This window comes from uncultured Jannaschia sp., from assembly GCF_947494025.1.
In the GTDB taxonomy this organism is placed as follows: Bacteria; Pseudomonadota; Alphaproteobacteria; order Rhodobacterales; family Rhodobacteraceae; genus Jannaschia.
Genome location: NZ_CANLTQ010000001.1, coordinates 190,084 through 205,509, shown reverse-complemented (window position 1 = coordinate 205,509; position 15,426 = coordinate 190,084). Strand labels below are relative to the sequence as shown.

The window sequence follows — 15,426 nt, the reverse complement described above, 5'->3', positions numbered from 1 at the left end:
AGCCGGACCGGGCCGCGGAGGCGAGGGGGGCCGGATGTTCCTCTGTCGCGTGCGTCACCGGACGACAGGGCAAGGCGCGGCGGCACACCCGCCGACGGTGCGGTTCTCCGTGCATCGTGGCTTCAGAACGTTCCGGGCGCGGGCGAGAACTCGGAGGCCTTGAACTCCACCGTCAAGCGGTAGACCCCGTCGTGCTCCTGCGCGTCGATCTTGGCGCCGAGCTGCGTGGCGAAGGCGCGCATGAGCTTGCGGCCCATCCCCTTGCTCTGCGGCCGGGGGCCGTCATCCTCGAGCGTGGTGTTGGAAAGGCGGAACAGGCAATTTCGCTCCGCGTCCTCGCGCAGCTCGACCTCGATCCGGCGACGTATGCCGGGCGTGCCGAGCGGCGGCATATGCTTGATCGCGTTGATGACAGCCTCGGATGCCAGAAGCGACATCGGAACCGCCTGGTCGGGAAAGAGCCGGATGTCGTCGGTCTGAAGGTCGAGCTCGATGCTTTCGCCGTCCGGCGCGGTTTCGATCGACTTGGTGACCACCTCGTGGACGAGATGCGTGACATCGACGAGGCCGGTCTCCGAGGTCTGGTAGAGGTCGCGGTGGATCGTCGCCATGCTGAGCACGCGGTCCTGCGTCTGGCGCAGAGCGTGCTTCGCCTCGCTCCCCTCCACGGTACGGATCTGCAGGCTGATGATGGAGGAGATCAGCTGCAGGTTGTTCTTCACCCGGTGGTGGATTTCCTTGACCAGCACCGACTTCTCGCGGACGGCGTTCTCCAGCGACGCCTCGTCGCGGATCAGCGCGTCCGTCATCTCCAGAAAGGCCCGCTGGATGCGCTGGATCTCGGTCGGCGGCGTCTCGCTCGGCGTTTCGGCCGGAAGCCGCCGGGCCGCCGCGAAAAGCGCCATCTGGCGCCCGAGCCGTGTCAGGTGACGCAGGACGAGGGTATGGACGGCGAAGAGCGCGACCCCGAGGCTGACCACCCACATGAGGGCCGGGAACAGGGTGCTCAACGCGGTCCCGTCCGTTTGCCGCGCGAGGCTGGCCTGCCCGTCCCATATCCCCATCACGTAGAGCCGGTTCCGCTCGATCGGCGCGACGGTATAGATCCGCGCGTCGCCGTCGCGGTCGCTCTCGCTCGTGGCGCGGGACTCGTTCCGGGTCATGTCGGCCAGCCTCGTTCCGGCGGGCAGCATGTTCTCGACGGCTTCGGGCGAATTGCTCGAACTGAGGATCATGCCACGAGCATTGAACGTCACCAGGTCGAGAAGCGCGTCGTTGAGCGCCGTCTCCGTTCCGATCAGCTGCTCGTCCCCGGCGCCCGAATGCGGGATGGAGATCAACACAAAGCCGAGGAGGCGGATCTCGCCGGTTCCGCTATCGGTGAAGACCGGGGTGATGACGCTCAGGACCGCGCCTCCCGACATCTGCGCGAAGGGCGTCGCCGTGACGAGCCTGCGCGGCTCCACCACCAGCTCCTGGAATTCCTCGCTGGCTGACAGATTGCGGGCCTGACCGTCGGAGGCGCATTCGAGGCGCCCCTCCGCCGTTACGAAGCCCGCATATTCGAACCGCTGGTTGGCATCGGTGATCGAACGCATGAACCGGACGCAGCGCGCCGTGTCCGTGGCGAGGTCGGGCAAAAGCAGTGCCAGCACCGCTTCCGTTCCGAACGCCTGATTGATCGCGAGACGTTCCTGCATCGCGGCCTGCTCGGTCAGGGCGAGGAGCGCGAGTTCGACATTGACCCGTGCCTTGGACGCGACGTTCTGTGCCTGCAGGACGGCGATCACCCCGATCGGCAGGAGCGCCAGCGACAACATGGCGACCAGCCGGACCTTCAGGCTCTGATACCAGGGATCGGGTATCTTGCCGCTCGGTGTCAGCGCAGAACGCTCCCGCCGCCCGCGACGACGGCCATTGTCGCGTTGTCCGTCATCTCGATGGGCGAGTTTCCGTCGAGGCCGAGAAGTTCGGTCAGCCGGGCGCGTCCCCGGTTGGCGCGGCTCTTGATCGTGCCGATCGCGACGCCGCACATATCCGCGGCCTCCTCGTAGCTGAAGCCGGACGCGCCCACGAGAATGAGCGCCTCGCGCTGCTCGTCGGGCAACGTCTCGAAGACCTTCTTGAAATCCGTGAGGTTCAGGTGGCCGTCGTGGTCGGGCTTGACCGAAAGCCCGGCGACCATCGTCCCCTCGGGGTCGGCCACCTCCCGGTTCAGCTTCCGGCGGCTGGAATAGTAGGTATTGCGCAGGATCGTGAAGAGCCAAGCCCGCATGTTCGTTCCCGGCTGGAACTTGTCCATGTTCGTCCAGGCCTTGACCACGGTGTCCTGCACCATGTCGTCCGCCGTCGCACCGTTCCGCGTGAGGCTGAGCGCAAAGGCACGCAGCGCCGGCAGGTGATCGAGCATCGCGTCGCGAGGATCGCTCCCCTTCTTTGGTCTGTTCATGATTTGCCGCCTGACTCCGTATCCTGTGCCTTGAGGACCGCGAGAAGGTCCTTGAACCGGTCAGGTAGGTCTTCCTTCACGAGGTCCGAATAGACGAGCCTTAAATTTTGATCGATCAAGGCGGCGACACGATCGCGCTCGTCCTGTTTCGGCTTGGTCATGGTGTCTTGCTATCCTGAGTCGTGGGCGAGATAATCGCACGTGTCTCGGAACCGAACGACCGCTATTCGGTTTTGTTCCGGAAAAAGTAAGCGAAAGCGTGACTACATGACGACGACCGACGGGACAGCCGACCTCTCCGACCGCATCGCCAGCGAACTCCCTTATCTTCGCCGATACGCCCGGGCCCTGACCGGCTCCCAGACGAGCGGAGACAATTACGCCGTCGCGACGCTCGAGACCATTCTGGAGGACCGGTCCGTCTTCGACGCCGAGCCCAGAACCCGTGTGGCGCTGTACAAATGCTTTCATGCCATCTGGGGTTCCGCAGGGGCGCCGGTTCCCGAAGACGAGGGCGGCTCGATGGGCCGCGCGCAGGCCATCATGAAGACGCTCGGGCCCAACACGCGCGAGGCGTTGCTGCTGTCGACGGTGGAGGAATTCTCGATCGAGGAGATCGCCACGATCATGGAGGTGGACCGTGACGAGGTGCGCCACCTGATCGCCACCGCGCGCTCCGACATGGAGGCGTCGACCAGCGGCCGGATCATGGTGATCGAGGACGAGCCGATCATCGCCGCCGACCTGAGCGCCATCGTGGAGGAGCTGGGCCATTCCGTCACCGGCGTCGCCCGCACGCGGCAGGAGGCCGTCGAGCTCGGCGCGAGCGAGCGGCCGGACCTGATCCTCGCCGACATCCAGCTCGCGGACAATTCCTCGGGCATCGACGCGGTGAACGACATCCTTGTCGCGATGCCGGACATGCCGGTCATCTTCATCACCGCCTTCCCGGAGCGTCTGCTCACCGGAAACCGGCCGGAGCCGGCCTTCCTGATCTCCAAGCCCTACAAGGAGGATCAGGTCCAGTCCGCGGTCAGCCAGGCGATGTTCTTCGCGTCCACCGAGACGCTGCGCGCCTGATCCCGCGCGCGGGGTGGCGGCGTCAATCCCGCAGAACGATATCGGCCGCGCGCGATCGCGCGACCGCGAGATGTGCGTTCGGCAGGTCGTTGCCCTCCGCCTTGACCCGGGCCTCGGCCGCGTCGAAGCCGTGGTCGCGCCAGCGACGAAGCAGCCGCTCGCGCAGCACCGCGTCCGGCACGTCGAGCCAAAGGGTGAGATCCCAGAACGGGTGCAGCCCGCGCCAGGGCACCGTGTCGAGAAGCAGATAGTTCCCCTCGAAGATCGCCACCTCCGCGTCGAGCCGCCCGCCAAGGGGGACGACTGCGTCGGCCGTGCGATCGAAGGTGGGGAAGGGCTGGGACCCGCCCGTCCGCACCGCGCGCACGAGCGACAGCAGGCCCGCGACGTCGAAGGTCGCGGGCGAGCCTTTTCGCGCCCGAAGCCCCCGCGCTTCGAGCGTGTCGTTGTCGATGTGGAAGCCGTCCATCGGAACGACCTGCGCGGTTCGGCCACCCGCGCGGACCGCGTTTGCCAGCGCCTCGGCCCGCGTGGACTTGCCTGCGGCCGGCGGACCGACAAGGGCGACCAGCCGGCGCCCGTGCGGAAGGTCGAGGATGAGGCGGACCGGATCGGGCCCGGGATCCGCGATCACACGATCACGTCCGCACCTTCGGGCGCCTTCGCACCGGTCATGAACGCGACCGCGTCCGACATCGAATAGTCTTTCGGATCGATCACCGTGAGTCTCCGCCCGAGGCGGTGGACATGGATGCGGTCGGCCACCTCGAAGACATGCGGCATGTTGTGGCTGATCAGGATGATCGGAATGCCGCGCGATTTCACGTCGAGGATCAGGTCGAGCACCTTGCGGCTTTCCTTGACGCCGAGCGCCGCCGTCGGCTCGTCGAGGATGATCACCCTGGAGCCGAACGCCGCGGCCCGCGCCACGGCCACGCCCTGCCGTTGCCCGCCGGATAGCGTCTCGACCGGCTGATTGATGTTCTGGATCGTCATCAGCCCCAGATCGGAAAGCTTGCGGCGCGCGAAACTCTCCATCGCCGTCCGGTCCAGCATCCGGAACACCGAGCCGAGCACGCCCTTGCGGCGGATCTCGCGGCCCATGAATATGTTGTCGGCGATCGACAGCGCCGGCGACATGGCGAGCGTCTGATAGACCGTCTCGATCCCCGCCTCGCGCCCCTGCGTCGGGTTGGTGAAGCGCACTTGACGCCCCTCGAGCCGAATCTCGCCCGCATCGGGCACGACCGCGCCGGAAAGCGCCTTGATGAGCGAGGATTTACCCGCGCCGTTGTCGCCGATCACCGCGAGGATCTCGCCCGGCATCAGGTCGAAGTCGCAGCGGTCGAGCGCGGTGACGCGGCCGTAGCGCTTGATGAGCCCGCGCGCTTGCAGGATGGGTTCGGTCATGCCGGGATCCTCCGGTTCCACTGATCTGCGGACTGCTTCGCCGCCCCGGTCGAGTTCGAACACGACTTGCGATTCGTCGGATGGGTCACACCGAGATCCTCCGGATCCACTGGTCGAGCGCGACGGCGAGGATGATGAGGCAGCCCGACGCGAAAAGCACCCATTGCGGGTTCGCCCCCGCGAGCTTCAGCCCGGTCGCGAAAACCCCGACCGTGAGCGCGCCGAACAGCGTGCCGAGGATCGTGCCGCGTCCGCCGAAGAGCGAGGTGCCGCCGATCACCACCGCCGCGATGGAATCGAGGTTGGCCTCCGCGAAGCTCGACGGCGAGATCGACCCGACCCGGCCGATCGCGGCCCAGGCCGCCAGTCCGACGATCGCGCCGGCGACGACGTAGACCGACAACAGGACCTGGTCGGCGCGCACGCCGGCCAGCTCCGCCGCTTCCCGGTCGTCGCCCACCGCATAGACGTGCCGGCCCCAAGCGGTGCGGTTCAACACGTACCAGAAGGTCGCGAAGAGCGCGACGACGAGGATCACCGCCCAGATCGTCGGCGCGCCCATGATCCGGATGGGCCAGTCGCCGACCTCCACCCGCGCCCCGAAGACCTTGAGGAGCGGTGCGTCCGCGTCGATGTCCTGACTGCGGATCGACTGCGACCCGGTATAAAGGTAGACTGTCGCCAGCACGATCTGCCACATGCCCAGCGTCACGATGAAGGGCGGAAGGCGCACGCGCGTCACCAGAAGTCCGTTCACCGCCCCGAGCGTCATCGTGAGCAGCATTCCCGCCAGCACGGCGAGGGGGGCGGGCACGCCGTAGGTGACGCCCAGATGGCCCATGCAGACATAGCCCAGCACCATCACCGCGCCGACCGACAGGTCGATCCCGGCGGTCAGGATGATGAGCGTCTGCGCGCAGGCGAGGATGGCGACGATCGCCGTCTGCTCCAGCGTGATCTTGATGGCGAGGCCGCTCAGCAGCCGCCCGTCGGTCGCGATCGCGAAGGCGATGACCGACAGCGTCAGGATGATGATGGGCACCAGCGTCGGCACGTTGTGCAGCAGGTGCTGCAACTGCGCGAGCGGGCCGTGCCGGCCATGCTCGATCTCGGCGATGCTTTCCTCGGCGCGGGCTTCGGCGGTATCGGCCATATGGGTCCCCCTCGAATGGCGTCCGGGGGCGCGTGTGGCACCCGCCGGATCCCGGTGAATAAGGGGGCGACCGGTGTCCGGCCGCCCGTCAGGGCCGGGCCGTCAGCCCCAGCAGCGGTCCTGCCCCTCGGCGACGGAGATCGACTCGACGCCCTCGACCGGGGCATCGGTGACGAGGTTCACCCCCGTATCGGTGAAATCGAGCCCCTCGGACGGCTCCGGCACGGTGCCATCCTCGATATACGTCGCGATCGCCTCGATCCCGAGGGACGCCATGTCGAGCGGGTATTGCTGCGACGTCGCGCCGATCACGCCGTCGGCCACGTTCTGGACCCCCGGGCAGCCGCCGTCGACCGAGACGATCAGCACGTCGTCCTCCCGGCCGAGCGCACGGATCGCCTCGTAGGCGCCGGCGGCGGCGGGCTCGTTGATCGTGTAGACGACGTCGATCTCCGGATCCTGCAGCAGCAGGTTCTCCATCGCCCGACGGCCGCCCTCCTCGTTGCCCTGCGTCACCTCGTGGCCGACGATGCGCGGATCGTCCTCGTCGCCCCAGCGGTCCGGATCGCCCAGATCGATGCCGAAGCCCTCGAGGAAGCCCTGGTCGCGCAGGACGCCCACGGTCGGCTGGCTCTCGTTCAGGTCGAGCATGGCGATCTTCGCGTTCTCCGGATCCTCGACCGCCGCCGCAGCCCAGGCGCCGATCAGGCGGCCGGCCTCGAAATTGTCGGTGGCGAAGGTCGCGTCGGCGGCGTCGATCGGCTCGAGCGGCGTGTCGAGCGCGATGACGAGGATGCCCTGGTCGCGCGCGCGCTGCAGCGGCTCGACGATGGCGGCGGTGTCCGAGGCGGTGATCAGGATACCCTTGGCGCCGGCGGCGATGCAGGTTTCGACCGCGTCCACCTGCGCCTCGTGGTCGCCATCGACCTCGCCCGCATAGGATTGCAGGTTCATGCCGAGCCTGTCGGCCGCCTGCGTCGCACCCTCCCGCATCTTCACGAAGAACGGATTGATGTCCGTCTTGGTGATCAGGCAGGCAGTCGCGCCCTCGGCCGATTGCGCGAAGGCCGCGCCCGTGGCGGCAAGGGCGGCGAGCGCCGTTCCGGCGAACAGTTTCTTCATGATCTTCCTCCCGTCTGTCCCGCGCCTTCCCGGCACGGATTGGCGAAAGGATTGCCCGACGGGAAACCGTCCGTCAATAAATAAACTTGCTTGATTAATCCCGCCGCTCCGGCATCCTGCGCGGTGCGCGGTGCGCGTCGCATCGGAGAGGACAGATGCCGGACGATCCCGACAGGCCCGATATTCCGACCGGCCCGCGCAGTGCGACCGAGCGGGCATTCCTGTCCGTCGTGCAGCGGCAGGGGCCGATCGCCGCGGGCGAGGTCGCGCGCGCTCTGGGCCTGTCGGCGCAGGCGGGCAGCGTCCTCAGCCGGGCGCTGGAAACGGACGGGTTCCTTCTGCGTGGCGCGCCGGTCCGCGGCCGTGTGGGCAAGCCGTCGATCCCGCTCGCGCTCGCGCCGGACGGCCTGTTCTCGCTCGGCCTCCGGATCGGGCGGCGGCGGGCGGATCTCGTGCTGATGGACTTCACCGGCGGCGTCCGCGGCGCCGAAGCCCTGAGCTATGCCTGGCCCACGCCGCAGCGCGTGGAAGCCCTTGTCCGGGACGCCGCCCCACGCCTGACCGGCCGGCTCGCGGACGGCGCGCGCATCGCTGGGCTCGGCATCGCGGCGCCATTCGAGCTGTGGACCTGGCTCGAACAGCTCGGGGCGCCGAAGGCGGAAATGGAGGTCTGGCGCGATACCGACCTCGCCGCGCGGATGGCCGCGATCACCGGCCTCGCCGTCACGGTGGGCAACGATGGCACGCTCGCCTGCTGCGGCGAGCAGGTCTTCGGCCGGGGCCGTGACCTGAGCAACTTCGCCTATTTCTTCGTCGGCGCTTTCGTCGGCGGCGGCGTCGTCCTCGACGGCCGCCTGTTCGAAGGGGCGAACGGCAATGCCGGCGCCTTCGGCTCATTGCCGGTGGAGCGGGAAGGGCGGCGCGGGCATCAGCTCATCGACCACGCCTCGCTCTACCTGCTGGAGCGCCAGCTGGTCGAGGCCGGCCGGATCGGACGCGGCGACGACCTCGCGACGGCGGAATGGGACGGCTTCGGCGGCATCCTCGACGACTGGCTCGACCGGACCGCCCGGCACCTCGCTTCTGCCGCGATCGCCGTCACCGCCGTGCTCGCCGTGCCGGCGGTCGTGCTCGACGGGAGCCTGCCGCCCGCGATCCGCACCCGCCTCGTCGAGCGGGTCGCCCGTCGGATGCGGGGCATGGAGACGCGCGGCCTGACCCCGCCCGAGATCGTGGAGGGCAGCCTCGGCCGAATGGCCGGCGCGCTCGGCTCGGCCTACCAGCCCATCGTCCGCGACTACCTTACGCCCGAGGCTTCCAGCCGTCCCGCGATCCAGCGCAGCGCGGCGCGGTAGCCCTCCGTCCCGAGCCCCGCGATCACCGCATCCGCCCGCGCGGAAACGTAGGAATGGTGGCGGAACGGCTCCCGGCGGTGGATGTTGGAGATATGCACCTCCACCACCGGGCCGTCATAGGCGTTGAGCGCGTCGAGGATGGCGACGGAGGTGTGGCTGTAGGCGCCCGGATTGATGACGACGCCGTCCGCCGCCCCGCGCGCCTCCTGTATCCAGTCGACGAGTTGCCCCTCGTGGTTCGATTGCCGGAACGTGATCGCGGCCAGGTCGAGCGCCCGGCAGGACGCCTCGACATCGGCCAGCGTCTCTTGCCCGTAGATCTCCGGCTGCCGCTGCCCGAGCAGGTTCAGGTTCGGACCGTTGAGAATGGTGATCCCGGCCATGCGCGCCTCCCGATATGGTCCCCATCCGGGGATAGCGCGCGGCCCGGGTCCGGGCCAGCCCCGCCGCGGCGTCTTTGCTCCCCGATATCCTGGCCGGGGGCGCCGCTGCCGTGATCCGAAACGACGAAGGGCGCCCGAAGACGCCCTTTGCCAGGCTGAAACGTCGTCTCAGCAGCTGTAGTACATCTGGTACTCGATCGGGTGCGGCGTGTGCTCGTAGGCGTGCACCTCGCCCCATTTCAGCTCCATGTAGCCCAGGATCTGGTCGCGCGTGAACACGTCGCCGGCCAGCAGGAACTCATGGTCCTTTTCCAGCTCGTCCAGAGCCTCGCGCAGCGAGCCGCACATGGTGGGGATGGAGGCCAGCTCCTCCGGCGGCAGGTCGTAGAGGTTCTTGTCGTAGGGCTCGCCGGGATGGATCTTGTTCCTGATTCCATCGAGGCCGGCCATCAGAAGGGCCGAGAAGGCGAGGTAGGGGTTCGCCGCGGGGTCTGGGAAGCGGGCCTCGACGCGCTTGGCCTTCGGGCTTTCCGTCCACGGGATGCGGACGCAGCCCGAGCGGTTGCGGGCCGAGTAGGCGCGCAGGACGGGCGCCTCGAAGCCGGGGATCAGGCGCTTGTAGCTGTTGGTCGCCGGGTTGGTGAAGGCGTTGAGCGCCTTGGCGTGTTTCAGGATGCCGCCGATGAAGTACAGCGCCTCGATGGACAGGTCGGCATATTGATCGCCCGCGAAGAGCGGCTTGCCGTCCTTCCAGATCGACATGTTGACATGCATGCCCGAGCCGTTGTCGCCCGCGATCGGCTTCGGCATGAACGTCGCGGTCTTGCCATAGGCGTGCGCCACGTTGTGGATCACGTACTTGTACTTCTGGATCTCGTCGGCCTGCTTCGTGAGCGAGCCGAAGATCAGGCCGAGCTCGTGCTGGCAGGAGGCGACCTCGTGGTGGTGCTTGTCGACCTTCATGCCGATGCGCTTCATCGTGGAAAGCATCTCGGAGCGCAGGTCCTGCGCCGCGTCGGTCGGGTTGACCGGGAAGTAGCCGCCCTTGACGCCGGGCCGGTGGCCCATGTTGCCCATCTCGTACTCGGTGCCCGAGTTCCAGGCCGCGTCGGCCGCGTCGACCTCGAAGCCAACCTTGTTCATGCTGTTGGAGAACCGCACGTCGTCGAACAGGAAGAACTCGGCCTCGGGACCGAAGAAAGCGCTGTCGCCGATGCCGGACGCCTTCAGGTAGGCCTCGGCCTTCTCGGCGGTCGCCCGCGGGTCGCGGTCGTAGGCCTCGCCGGTATCCGGCTCGGAGACGGAGCAATGCACGCAAAGCGTCTTCTCGGCGTAGAACGGATCGATGTAGACCGACGCCGGGTCGGGCATCAGCTTCATGTCGGATTGCTCGATCGACTTCCAGCCGCCGATGGACGAGCCGTCGAACATGAAGCCTTCCTCGAGGAAGTCCTCGTCGATCTCGTCGACGATGATGGTCAGGTGCTGGAGCTTGCCGCGCGGATCGGTGAAGCGGATGTCGACGTATTCGACCTCTTCGTCCTTTATCAGCTTCAGTACGTCGCTGTTGGTCATGGCATTCCCTCGTTTTTCCTGTCTGGAAGTTCGGTCAGATGGCGTCGTCGCCGGCTTCACCGGTGCGGATGCGGATCGCCTGATCGACAGGCGAGACGAAGATCTTGCCGTCGCCGATCTTGTCGGTCCGGGCCGCCGCGACGATGGCATCGACCGCCTGCTCGACCTGATCGTCGGGCAGCACGACCTCGACCTTCACCTTCGGCAGGAAGTCCACGACGTATTCGGCGCCGCGGTAGAGCTCCGTATGTCCCTTCTGGCGTCCGAAGCCCTTCACCTCGGTGACCGAGAGGCCCTGGATGCCGATGTCCTGCAGGGCCTCCTTCACCTCGTCCAGCTTGAACGGTTTGATGATGGCCTCGATCTTCTTCATGGCGTGCATACCTCCCGATCGTCCCGACGCTGATTGCAGGCTGGACCCGCGACCACAATCACCTAGCCTCCCGCTATATGCGGCAATGGCGGGGAAACCGGCCGGCAGATCATGGATTGGGCAGTGTGATCAAAAAAGAGGCAGATGGCGAAGTCGACTGCCCAGCGGTCCTGACGTCGCAGCAGATGCGGACCGCCGAGGCGTCCGCGATGGACGCCGGATCGGTGACGGGACGTCAGCTGATGGAGCGCGCGGGCGAGGGCGCCGTCGCGGCGATCCTCGCGGAATGGCCCGATCTGGCGAACGGCTCCCCGCGCGCGGCGGTGCTCTGCGGGCCGGGCAACAACGGGGGCGACGGATTCGTCGTGGCCCGGCTGTTGCGCGACCGGGGCTGGAACGTGGAGCTGCGCCTTCTGGGCGATCCCGCCGCCTTGCCGCCCGACGCGCGAGCGAATTGCCTGCGCTGGTCGGAGGGCGGGGGGGTGCCTCCGCTCGACGTGGCGGACCTGCGGTCGACGGATGCCTTCGCGGATTGCAGCATCGTCGTCGACGCGCTGTTCGGGATCGGCCTTTCCCGCCCCGTCGAGATGCCGCTCGACGCGTTGTCCGCCACCCGTGTCGTGGCGCTCGACATACCGTCCGGCCTTTGCGCCGACAGCGGACGGCGGATCGGCCGCGCGGTCGTGCGGGCCGATCTGACGATCGCCTTCCACGCGCCGAAGCCCGGCCATTACCTCGCCGACGGACCCGCGCAATGCGGAAGGCTGCGGGTCGTCGATATCGGACTTGTCGAGACGCCGCCCGAAGGGGCGACGCAACTCGTCACGGAACCCGCGGGGTGGAACAAGCGGGCGGGTCACAAATACGATCATGGCCACGTGCTGGTCCTGACCGGCGGAATGGCGCGGACCGGGGCCGCCCGGATGTCGGCGCGGGCGGCCCTGCGGATCGGGGCGGGCCTCGTGACGCTGGCCGTGCCCGGTGCCGCGATCATGGAATGCGCCGCTCAGGTGACCGCGCTGATGGTGCGGCGCTGCGACGATGCCGCGACATTGCGGTCGTTGCTGGAGGACGACCGGCTGAACGCGCTTTGCCTCGGGCCGGGGCTCGGCACGGATGCGCGGGCGGCGGGGCTTGTCGGCGCAGCGCTCGAGAGCGGGCGTCAAGCGGTGCTCGACGCCGACGCGCTGACGCTGGTCGCGGGCTCGGACGCGCTGCGCGACGGGCTCCACGACGCCTGCATCCTGACCCCGCACCCCGGCGAGTTCGCGCGGCTGTTCCCCGATCTGGCGGAGCGGTTGCAGGGCGAGGTCGCGGCCGGTCCGGCCTATTCCCGGCTCGATGCGGTCCGCGATGCGGCCGGTGTCGCGGGTTGCACGCTACTGCTGAAGGGCCCGGACACGGTGATCGCGGCACCGGACGGACGCACGGCGATCCACCCGGCGGTCTACGGGCGGGCGGTCCCCTGGCTTGCGACCGCGGGGTCGGGCGACGTGCTGGCCGGGATGATCGCGGGGCTGCTGGCGCGAGGGCCGGGACCGTTCGAGGCCGCATGCTCGGCCACCTGGCTGCATGTCGAGGCGGCGCGCCGCTTCGGGCCGGGCCTGATCGCGGAGGACCTGCCGGAAACGCTGCCGCAGGTCTTCGCCGCTCTCGCGGCCGCGCCGTGACGCCCGCCCGCGGGGGCCGGACGCGGCAGGGCTTTCTGTCGTCGCGGCGGAATGCTAGGAGCGCGTCGGAGCGGGTGTGGCGGAACTGGTAGACGCACCAGATTTAGGTTCTGGCGCCGCGAGGCGTGGGGGTTCGAGTCCCTTCACCCGCACCATTCCCCGGTTCCCGGCTGGACAGGGAGGGGCCATGCGCAAGGCGCTGACCGACATTTTCGCGGCTGGGTTGCGGCGCGCCGATCCGGGCCCGGCCGTAGCGGACGCGCTGGGGGGCGCCGCGCCGCCGCGCGTGATCGTGGCGCTCGGCAAGGCGTCGCTGGCCATGGCCCGCGCGGCGCTCCTCCGGTTTCCGGGCACGCCCTGCCTCGTCGTCACCAACGCGGAGAACGGGGGCGACCTGCCCGGCGCGCGCGTCCTCGTGGGCGAGCATCCGGTCCCCGGGACCGGCTCCGCCGCGGCGGGCGAGGCCGCGCTGGCGGCGGTCGCGGAGCTCGGGGCGGAGGACCGCGCGCTTGCGCTGATCTCGGGCGGAGCCTCCGCGCTGGCCGTCGCGCCGGTCGAGGGCGTGACGCTGGCCGACAAGGCGGACGTGTCGCGCCTCCTTCTGGCCTCCGGGCTCGATATCAAGGCGATGAACCTCGTGCGGCAGAACCTGAGCCGGCTGAAGGGCGGCGGGCTTGCCCGCGCGGCCGCTCCGGCGACGATCGAGACGCTGATCCTGTCCGACGTGGTGGGCGACGACCTTTCCGTGATCGCCTCCGGCCCGACCGTGCCGCCGGCGGGCGGACCAACGGCGGCCCGTGCCTTGCTTCGGGCAGAAGGGCTCTGGGACGATATGCCGGAAAGCTGCCGGACGGCGCTGTCGCGGCCGGGGCCCGGCGCGACGCCGGAGGGGCCTGTCCGACTCGTCGGGTCGAACCGGCTTTCGGCGGAGGCGATGCTGGCCGCCGCCCCCGGGGCCGCGCTCGAGGACAGGGCGCTGACGGGCGACGTGGAGGCGGCCGCCGCCCGGATCGCGGAGACGGCCCGGCGCGGCGTGGGAACGACACTCTGGGGCGGGGAGACGACGGTGCGGCTGCGCGGCGCGGGGCGGGGTGGCCGCAATCAGGAGCTGGCGCTGCGCGTGGCGCTGGCGTTGCGCGATCTCGACCGGCCCTGGGTTTTCCTGTCGGGCGGCACGGACGGGCGCGACGGGCCGACCGACGCGGCGGGCGGGCTTGTCGACGAGGGCACGCTCGCGCGGATCGCGGCGGCGGGGCTCGACTTGGAGGCGGTGCTGGCCGAGAACGACAGCTACACCGCGTTGAAGGCGGCGGGGGACCTCCTGATGACCGGCGGAACGGGCACGAACGTGGCGGACCTGCAGATCCTGAAGGTCGGCTGATGCGCCTTCTCGCCCTCTTCGCGCTGACGGTTCTGCTCGCGGGCATGGCCTATGTCCGGCTCGCGCCGATGCGGGCGTCGGACTGGCACGTGGCGCCCGATCCCGCCCGGCGGACGGGCAAGCCGAACGAATACCTCGTCGTCGAAGGCGGCGACCGCGCGACGGTGCTGCGACCGGAGCCGCCCGCGGAGCTCATCTCGAGGATCGACCTGATTGCCCTGTCGGAGCCCCGGACGATCCGCCTCGCGGGAACGCCGCGTGATCGCTTCGCCACCTACGTCCAGCGCTCGCTCCTGATGGGCTACCCGGACGCGATTTCGGTCCGGGCCGAGCCGGAGGGCACGGGCAGCCGGCTCACCATCTGGAGCCGGTCGCGCTTCGGGCACGGCGATCTGGGCGTGAACCGCAAGCGGGTCGAACGCTGGCTCGCGAAGCTCGACGATCCGGAGATATAGGGAGAAGTGCAGGCTTCTGTTGCCAGGTGCCTGCGAACCCCGCCTTACGCCGCTAAGCGCAAGGACTTAAGTTTTCGATAGTTCCGGTCGCTTACGCGGCCATCGCCATCGGAGCACGGTTGTTATTGGCAACTGTACATTGTGAACCGATAACGGTGGTATCTCACCGAGCGAAAGCTAACCCCTTTAGACGTCCGTCGATCCTGTTTCGACCCCATGCTCCGCCAATAACGGAAGGTTGGTGGAGTCGCCGGGTACCGCCCCCGGGTCCGAACCGCTTATTACGGGCGCGTTTATCGCCATAGCCCCCCAAGGGGGAACGACTCGAAGATAGGGGAGGCGGTGCGGCGTTTCAACCCTCGCGACGGGTTGGAAGATCGACCGGCATCGGGGTTTCGCGAGCCTCGTACCCGGAAACCCGCCGGTCGTCGTGAATGTCGCATGAGCCGGAGGAACCCCCGTCGAACGGCCGGGTTTGGCCGTACCCGCCTGCAAACAAGGGAACACACGATGTTGAGACGACAGATGCTCGGTGCCGGGGCCGCCCTCGCGGTCGCGCCGCTGATGATTTCCCGCGCCTACGCGCAGGATCTGGCCCCCGAGAAACAGCCGATGATCGCGCTCGGAACCTACTCCAAACTGACGAGCGAGGCCGCGCTGGAACGGTCGGGCGCGACGTCGGTCCAGACCTTCGCTGGGCTGGAGGTGGCCGAGCAGAACGCCATCGCCGAAGCCTTCGGGGCCGCCGACGTGCCGCCACTCCTGACGCAGGAGCAGAGCGAAAAGCTCGAGACGCTGCGCGCCGCGGACGATGCGTCCTTCGACATGATGTATGTTGACGGGCAAATCGAGGCGCACGAGCAGGGGCTTGCCATCGCGCGCGACTATTCGGCGTCGGGCGGCGACCCGATGGCGCGGGGCGCGGCGATGATCGCGGTACCCAGCATCGAGACGCATCTCGTGATGCTGCGCAGCATCCGCGCCTCCATGGCCTGATATCGATCGGGCCGCCGGTCGTTC

The 15,426-nt window shown here is 68.6% G+C and carries 16 protein-coding genes, 1 tRNA gene and 1 other RNA gene; 7 read left to right on the top strand and 11 right to left on the bottom strand.

Annotation, left to right across the window (positions count from 1 at the left end; genetic code table 11):
* Positions 1–122 precede the first annotated feature (122 nt).
* From Q1B08_RS01035 to Q1B08_RS01025, 3 genes are read right to left on the bottom strand one after another with little or no spacing between them, the layout of a single operon-like run.
* On the bottom strand, positions 123–1,820 hold the full coding sequence (locus Q1B08_RS01035) for a sensor histidine kinase (RefSeq protein WP_299813325.1): 1,698 nt from the start codon (positions 1,818–1,820) through the stop codon (positions 123–125).
* A 59-nt stretch (positions 1,821–1,879) separates the two neighbouring features.
* Positions 1,880–2,449, bottom strand: coding sequence for an RNA polymerase sigma factor (locus Q1B08_RS01030; protein WP_299813322.1), 570 nt, complete (start codon positions 2,447–2,449; stop codon positions 1,880–1,882).
* Positions 2,446–2,610 carry a NepR family anti-sigma factor gene (locus tag Q1B08_RS01025; RefSeq protein WP_299813319.1) on the bottom strand — a complete coding sequence of 55 codons (165 nt, stop codon included), beginning with the start codon at positions 2,608–2,610 and terminating at the stop codon, positions 2,446–2,448. The genes Q1B08_RS01030 and Q1B08_RS01025 overlap by 4 nt, the downstream gene beginning before the upstream one ends.
* A 106-nt stretch (positions 2,611–2,716) precedes the next feature.
* On the opposite strand from Q1B08_RS01025, the gene Q1B08_RS01020 reads away from it, so the two are divergent.
* The gene (locus Q1B08_RS01020; RefSeq protein ID WP_299813316.1) at positions 2,717–3,529 is read left to right on the top strand and encodes a response regulator; all 813 of its coding nucleotides are present in this window, start codon (positions 2,717–2,719) and stop codon (positions 3,527–3,529) included.
* A 22-nt stretch (positions 3,530–3,551) separates the two neighbouring features.
* On the opposite strand, the gene Q1B08_RS01015 is transcribed toward Q1B08_RS01020, so the two are convergent.
* The 4 genes from Q1B08_RS01015 to Q1B08_RS01000 all read right to left on the bottom strand — a co-directional run bounded on the left by Q1B08_RS01015 (position 3,552) and on the right by Q1B08_RS01000 (position 7,214).
* The gene (locus tag Q1B08_RS01015; protein WP_299813313.1) at positions 3,552–4,163 is read right to left on the bottom strand and encodes a phosphoribulokinase; all 612 of its coding nucleotides are present in this window, start codon (positions 4,161–4,163) and stop codon (positions 3,552–3,554) included.
* Entirely contained in the window at positions 4,160–4,939 is a 780-nt protein-coding gene (locus Q1B08_RS01010) for an ATP-binding cassette domain-containing protein (RefSeq protein WP_299813310.1), read from the bottom strand. Before Q1B08_RS01010 ends, Q1B08_RS01015 begins: the two co-directional genes overlap by 4 nt.
* Before the next feature lie 85 nt (positions 4,940–5,024).
* Complete coding sequence (locus tag Q1B08_RS01005) at positions 5,025–6,092, bottom strand: ABC transporter permease (protein ID WP_299813308.1); 1,068 nt, start codon at positions 6,090–6,092, stop codon at positions 5,025–5,027.
* Between the two features lie 102 nt (positions 6,093–6,194).
* The gene (locus Q1B08_RS01000) at positions 6,195–7,214 is read right to left on the bottom strand and encodes a sugar ABC transporter substrate-binding protein (protein WP_299813305.1); all 1,020 of its coding nucleotides are present in this window, start codon (positions 7,212–7,214) and stop codon (positions 6,195–6,197) included.
* A gap of 155 nt (positions 7,215–7,369) precedes the next feature.
* Between Q1B08_RS01000 and Q1B08_RS00995 the strand changes: the two genes are divergently transcribed.
* Entirely contained in the window at positions 7,370–8,569 is a 1,200-nt protein-coding gene (locus Q1B08_RS00995) for an ROK family protein (RefSeq protein ID WP_299813302.1), read from the top strand.
* Here the strand turns inward: Q1B08_RS00995 and aroQ are convergent.
* The 3 genes from aroQ to Q1B08_RS00980 all read right to left on the bottom strand — a co-directional run bounded on the left by aroQ (position 8,512) and on the right by Q1B08_RS00980 (position 10,900).
* Entirely contained in the window at positions 8,512–8,952 is a 441-nt protein-coding gene (gene aroQ, locus Q1B08_RS00990) for a type II 3-dehydroquinate dehydratase (RefSeq protein ID WP_299813299.1), read from the bottom strand. The two genes, Q1B08_RS00995 and aroQ, sit on opposite strands and share 58 nt — an antisense overlap.
* A 168-nt stretch (positions 8,953–9,120) precedes the next feature.
* Positions 9,121–10,527, bottom strand: coding sequence for a type I glutamate--ammonia ligase (gene glnA, locus Q1B08_RS00985; protein ID WP_299813296.1), 1,407 nt, complete (start codon positions 10,525–10,527; stop codon positions 9,121–9,123).
* Positions 10,528–10,561: 34 nt separating this feature from the next.
* Positions 10,562–10,900 (bottom strand): P-II family nitrogen regulator, encoded by a 339-nt coding sequence (locus Q1B08_RS00980; RefSeq protein ID WP_299813293.1) that lies wholly within the window; start codon positions 10,898–10,900, stop codon positions 10,562–10,564.
* A gap of 125 nt (positions 10,901–11,025) precedes the next feature.
* On the opposite strand from Q1B08_RS00980, the gene Q1B08_RS00975 reads away from it, so the two are divergent.
* From Q1B08_RS00975 to Q1B08_RS00960, 4 genes are all read left to right on the top strand, one after another.
* Positions 11,026–12,570: an NAD(P)H-hydrate dehydratase gene (locus tag Q1B08_RS00975; protein ID WP_299813291.1), complete on the top strand. Its 1,545-nt coding sequence runs from the start codon at positions 11,026–11,028 to the stop codon at positions 12,568–12,570.
* A gap of 70 nt (positions 12,571–12,640) precedes the next feature.
* A tRNA-Leu gene (locus Q1B08_RS00970) sits at positions 12,641–12,725 on the top strand.
* A 32-nt stretch (positions 12,726–12,757) separates the two neighbouring features.
* On the top strand, positions 12,758–13,951 hold the full coding sequence (locus Q1B08_RS00965) for a DUF4147 domain-containing protein (protein WP_299813288.1): 1,194 nt from the start codon (positions 12,758–12,760) through the stop codon (positions 13,949–13,951).
* The gene (locus Q1B08_RS00960; RefSeq protein WP_299813285.1) at positions 13,951–14,406 is read left to right on the top strand and encodes a DUF1499 domain-containing protein; all 456 of its coding nucleotides are present in this window, start codon (positions 13,951–13,953) and stop codon (positions 14,404–14,406) included. The genes Q1B08_RS00965 and Q1B08_RS00960 overlap by 1 nt, the downstream gene beginning before the upstream one ends.
* Before the next feature lie 5 nt (positions 14,407–14,411).
* On the opposite strand, the gene ssrA is transcribed toward Q1B08_RS00960, so the two are convergent.
* Positions 14,412–14,766: a transfer-messenger RNA gene (gene ssrA / locus Q1B08_RS00955) on the bottom strand.
* Between the two features lie 150 nt (positions 14,767–14,916).
* On the opposite strand from ssrA, the gene Q1B08_RS00950 reads away from it, so the two are divergent.
* Positions 14,917–15,402, top strand: a complete 486-nt coding sequence (locus Q1B08_RS00950; protein WP_299813282.1) for a DUF4142 domain-containing protein — start codon at positions 14,917–14,919, stop codon at positions 15,400–15,402.
* The last annotated feature ends 24 nt before the right edge of the window (positions 15,403–15,426 follow it).

Excerpts from the sequence above, each read along its gene's own strand:
- Q1B08_RS00960 (WP_299813285.1), top strand. The coding sequence starts at position 13,951 with ATGCGCCTTCTCGCCCTCTTCGCGCTGACGGTTCTGCTCGCGGGCATG.
- Q1B08_RS00995 (WP_299813302.1), top strand. The coding sequence starts at position 7,370 with ATGCCGGACGATCCCGACAGGCCCGATATTCCGACCGGCCCGCGCAGT.
- Q1B08_RS01035 (WP_299813325.1), bottom strand. The coding sequence starts at position 1,820 with ATGTTGTCGCTGGCGCTCCTGCCGATCGGGGTGATCGCCGTCCTGCAG.
- Q1B08_RS00950 (WP_299813282.1), top strand. The coding sequence starts at position 14,917 with ATGTTGAGACGACAGATGCTCGGTGCCGGGGCCGCCCTCGCGGTCGCG.
- Q1B08_RS01020 (WP_299813316.1), top strand. The coding sequence starts at position 2,717 with ATGACGACGACCGACGGGACAGCCGACCTCTCCGACCGCATCGCCAGC.
- Q1B08_RS01000 (WP_299813305.1), bottom strand. The coding sequence starts at position 7,214 with ATGAAGAAACTGTTCGCCGGAACGGCGCTCGCCGCCCTTGCCGCCACG.
- aroQ (WP_299813299.1), bottom strand. The coding sequence starts at position 8,952 with ATGGCCGGGATCACCATTCTCAACGGTCCGAACCTGAACCTGCTCGGG.
- Q1B08_RS00965 (WP_299813288.1), top strand. The coding sequence starts at position 12,758 with ATGCGCAAGGCGCTGACCGACATTTTCGCGGCTGGGTTGCGGCGCGCC.
- Q1B08_RS01010 (WP_299813310.1), bottom strand. The coding sequence starts at position 4,939 with ATGACCGAACCCATCCTGCAAGCGCGCGGGCTCATCAAGCGCTACGGC.
- Q1B08_RS01030 (WP_299813322.1), bottom strand. The coding sequence starts at position 2,449 with ATGAACAGACCAAAGAAGGGGAGCGATCCTCGCGACGCGATGCTCGAT.
- Q1B08_RS01005 (WP_299813308.1), bottom strand. The coding sequence starts at position 6,092 with ATGGCCGATACCGCCGAAGCCCGCGCCGAGGAAAGCATCGCCGAGATC.
- Q1B08_RS00980 (WP_299813293.1), bottom strand. The coding sequence starts at position 10,900 with ATGAAGAAGATCGAGGCCATCATCAAACCGTTCAAGCTGGACGAGGTG.
- glnA (WP_299813296.1), bottom strand. The coding sequence starts at position 10,527 with ATGACCAACAGCGACGTACTGAAGCTGATAAAGGACGAAGAGGTCGAA.
- Q1B08_RS01025 (WP_299813319.1), bottom strand. The coding sequence starts at position 2,610 with ATGACCAAGCCGAAACAGGACGAGCGCGATCGTGTCGCCGCCTTGATC.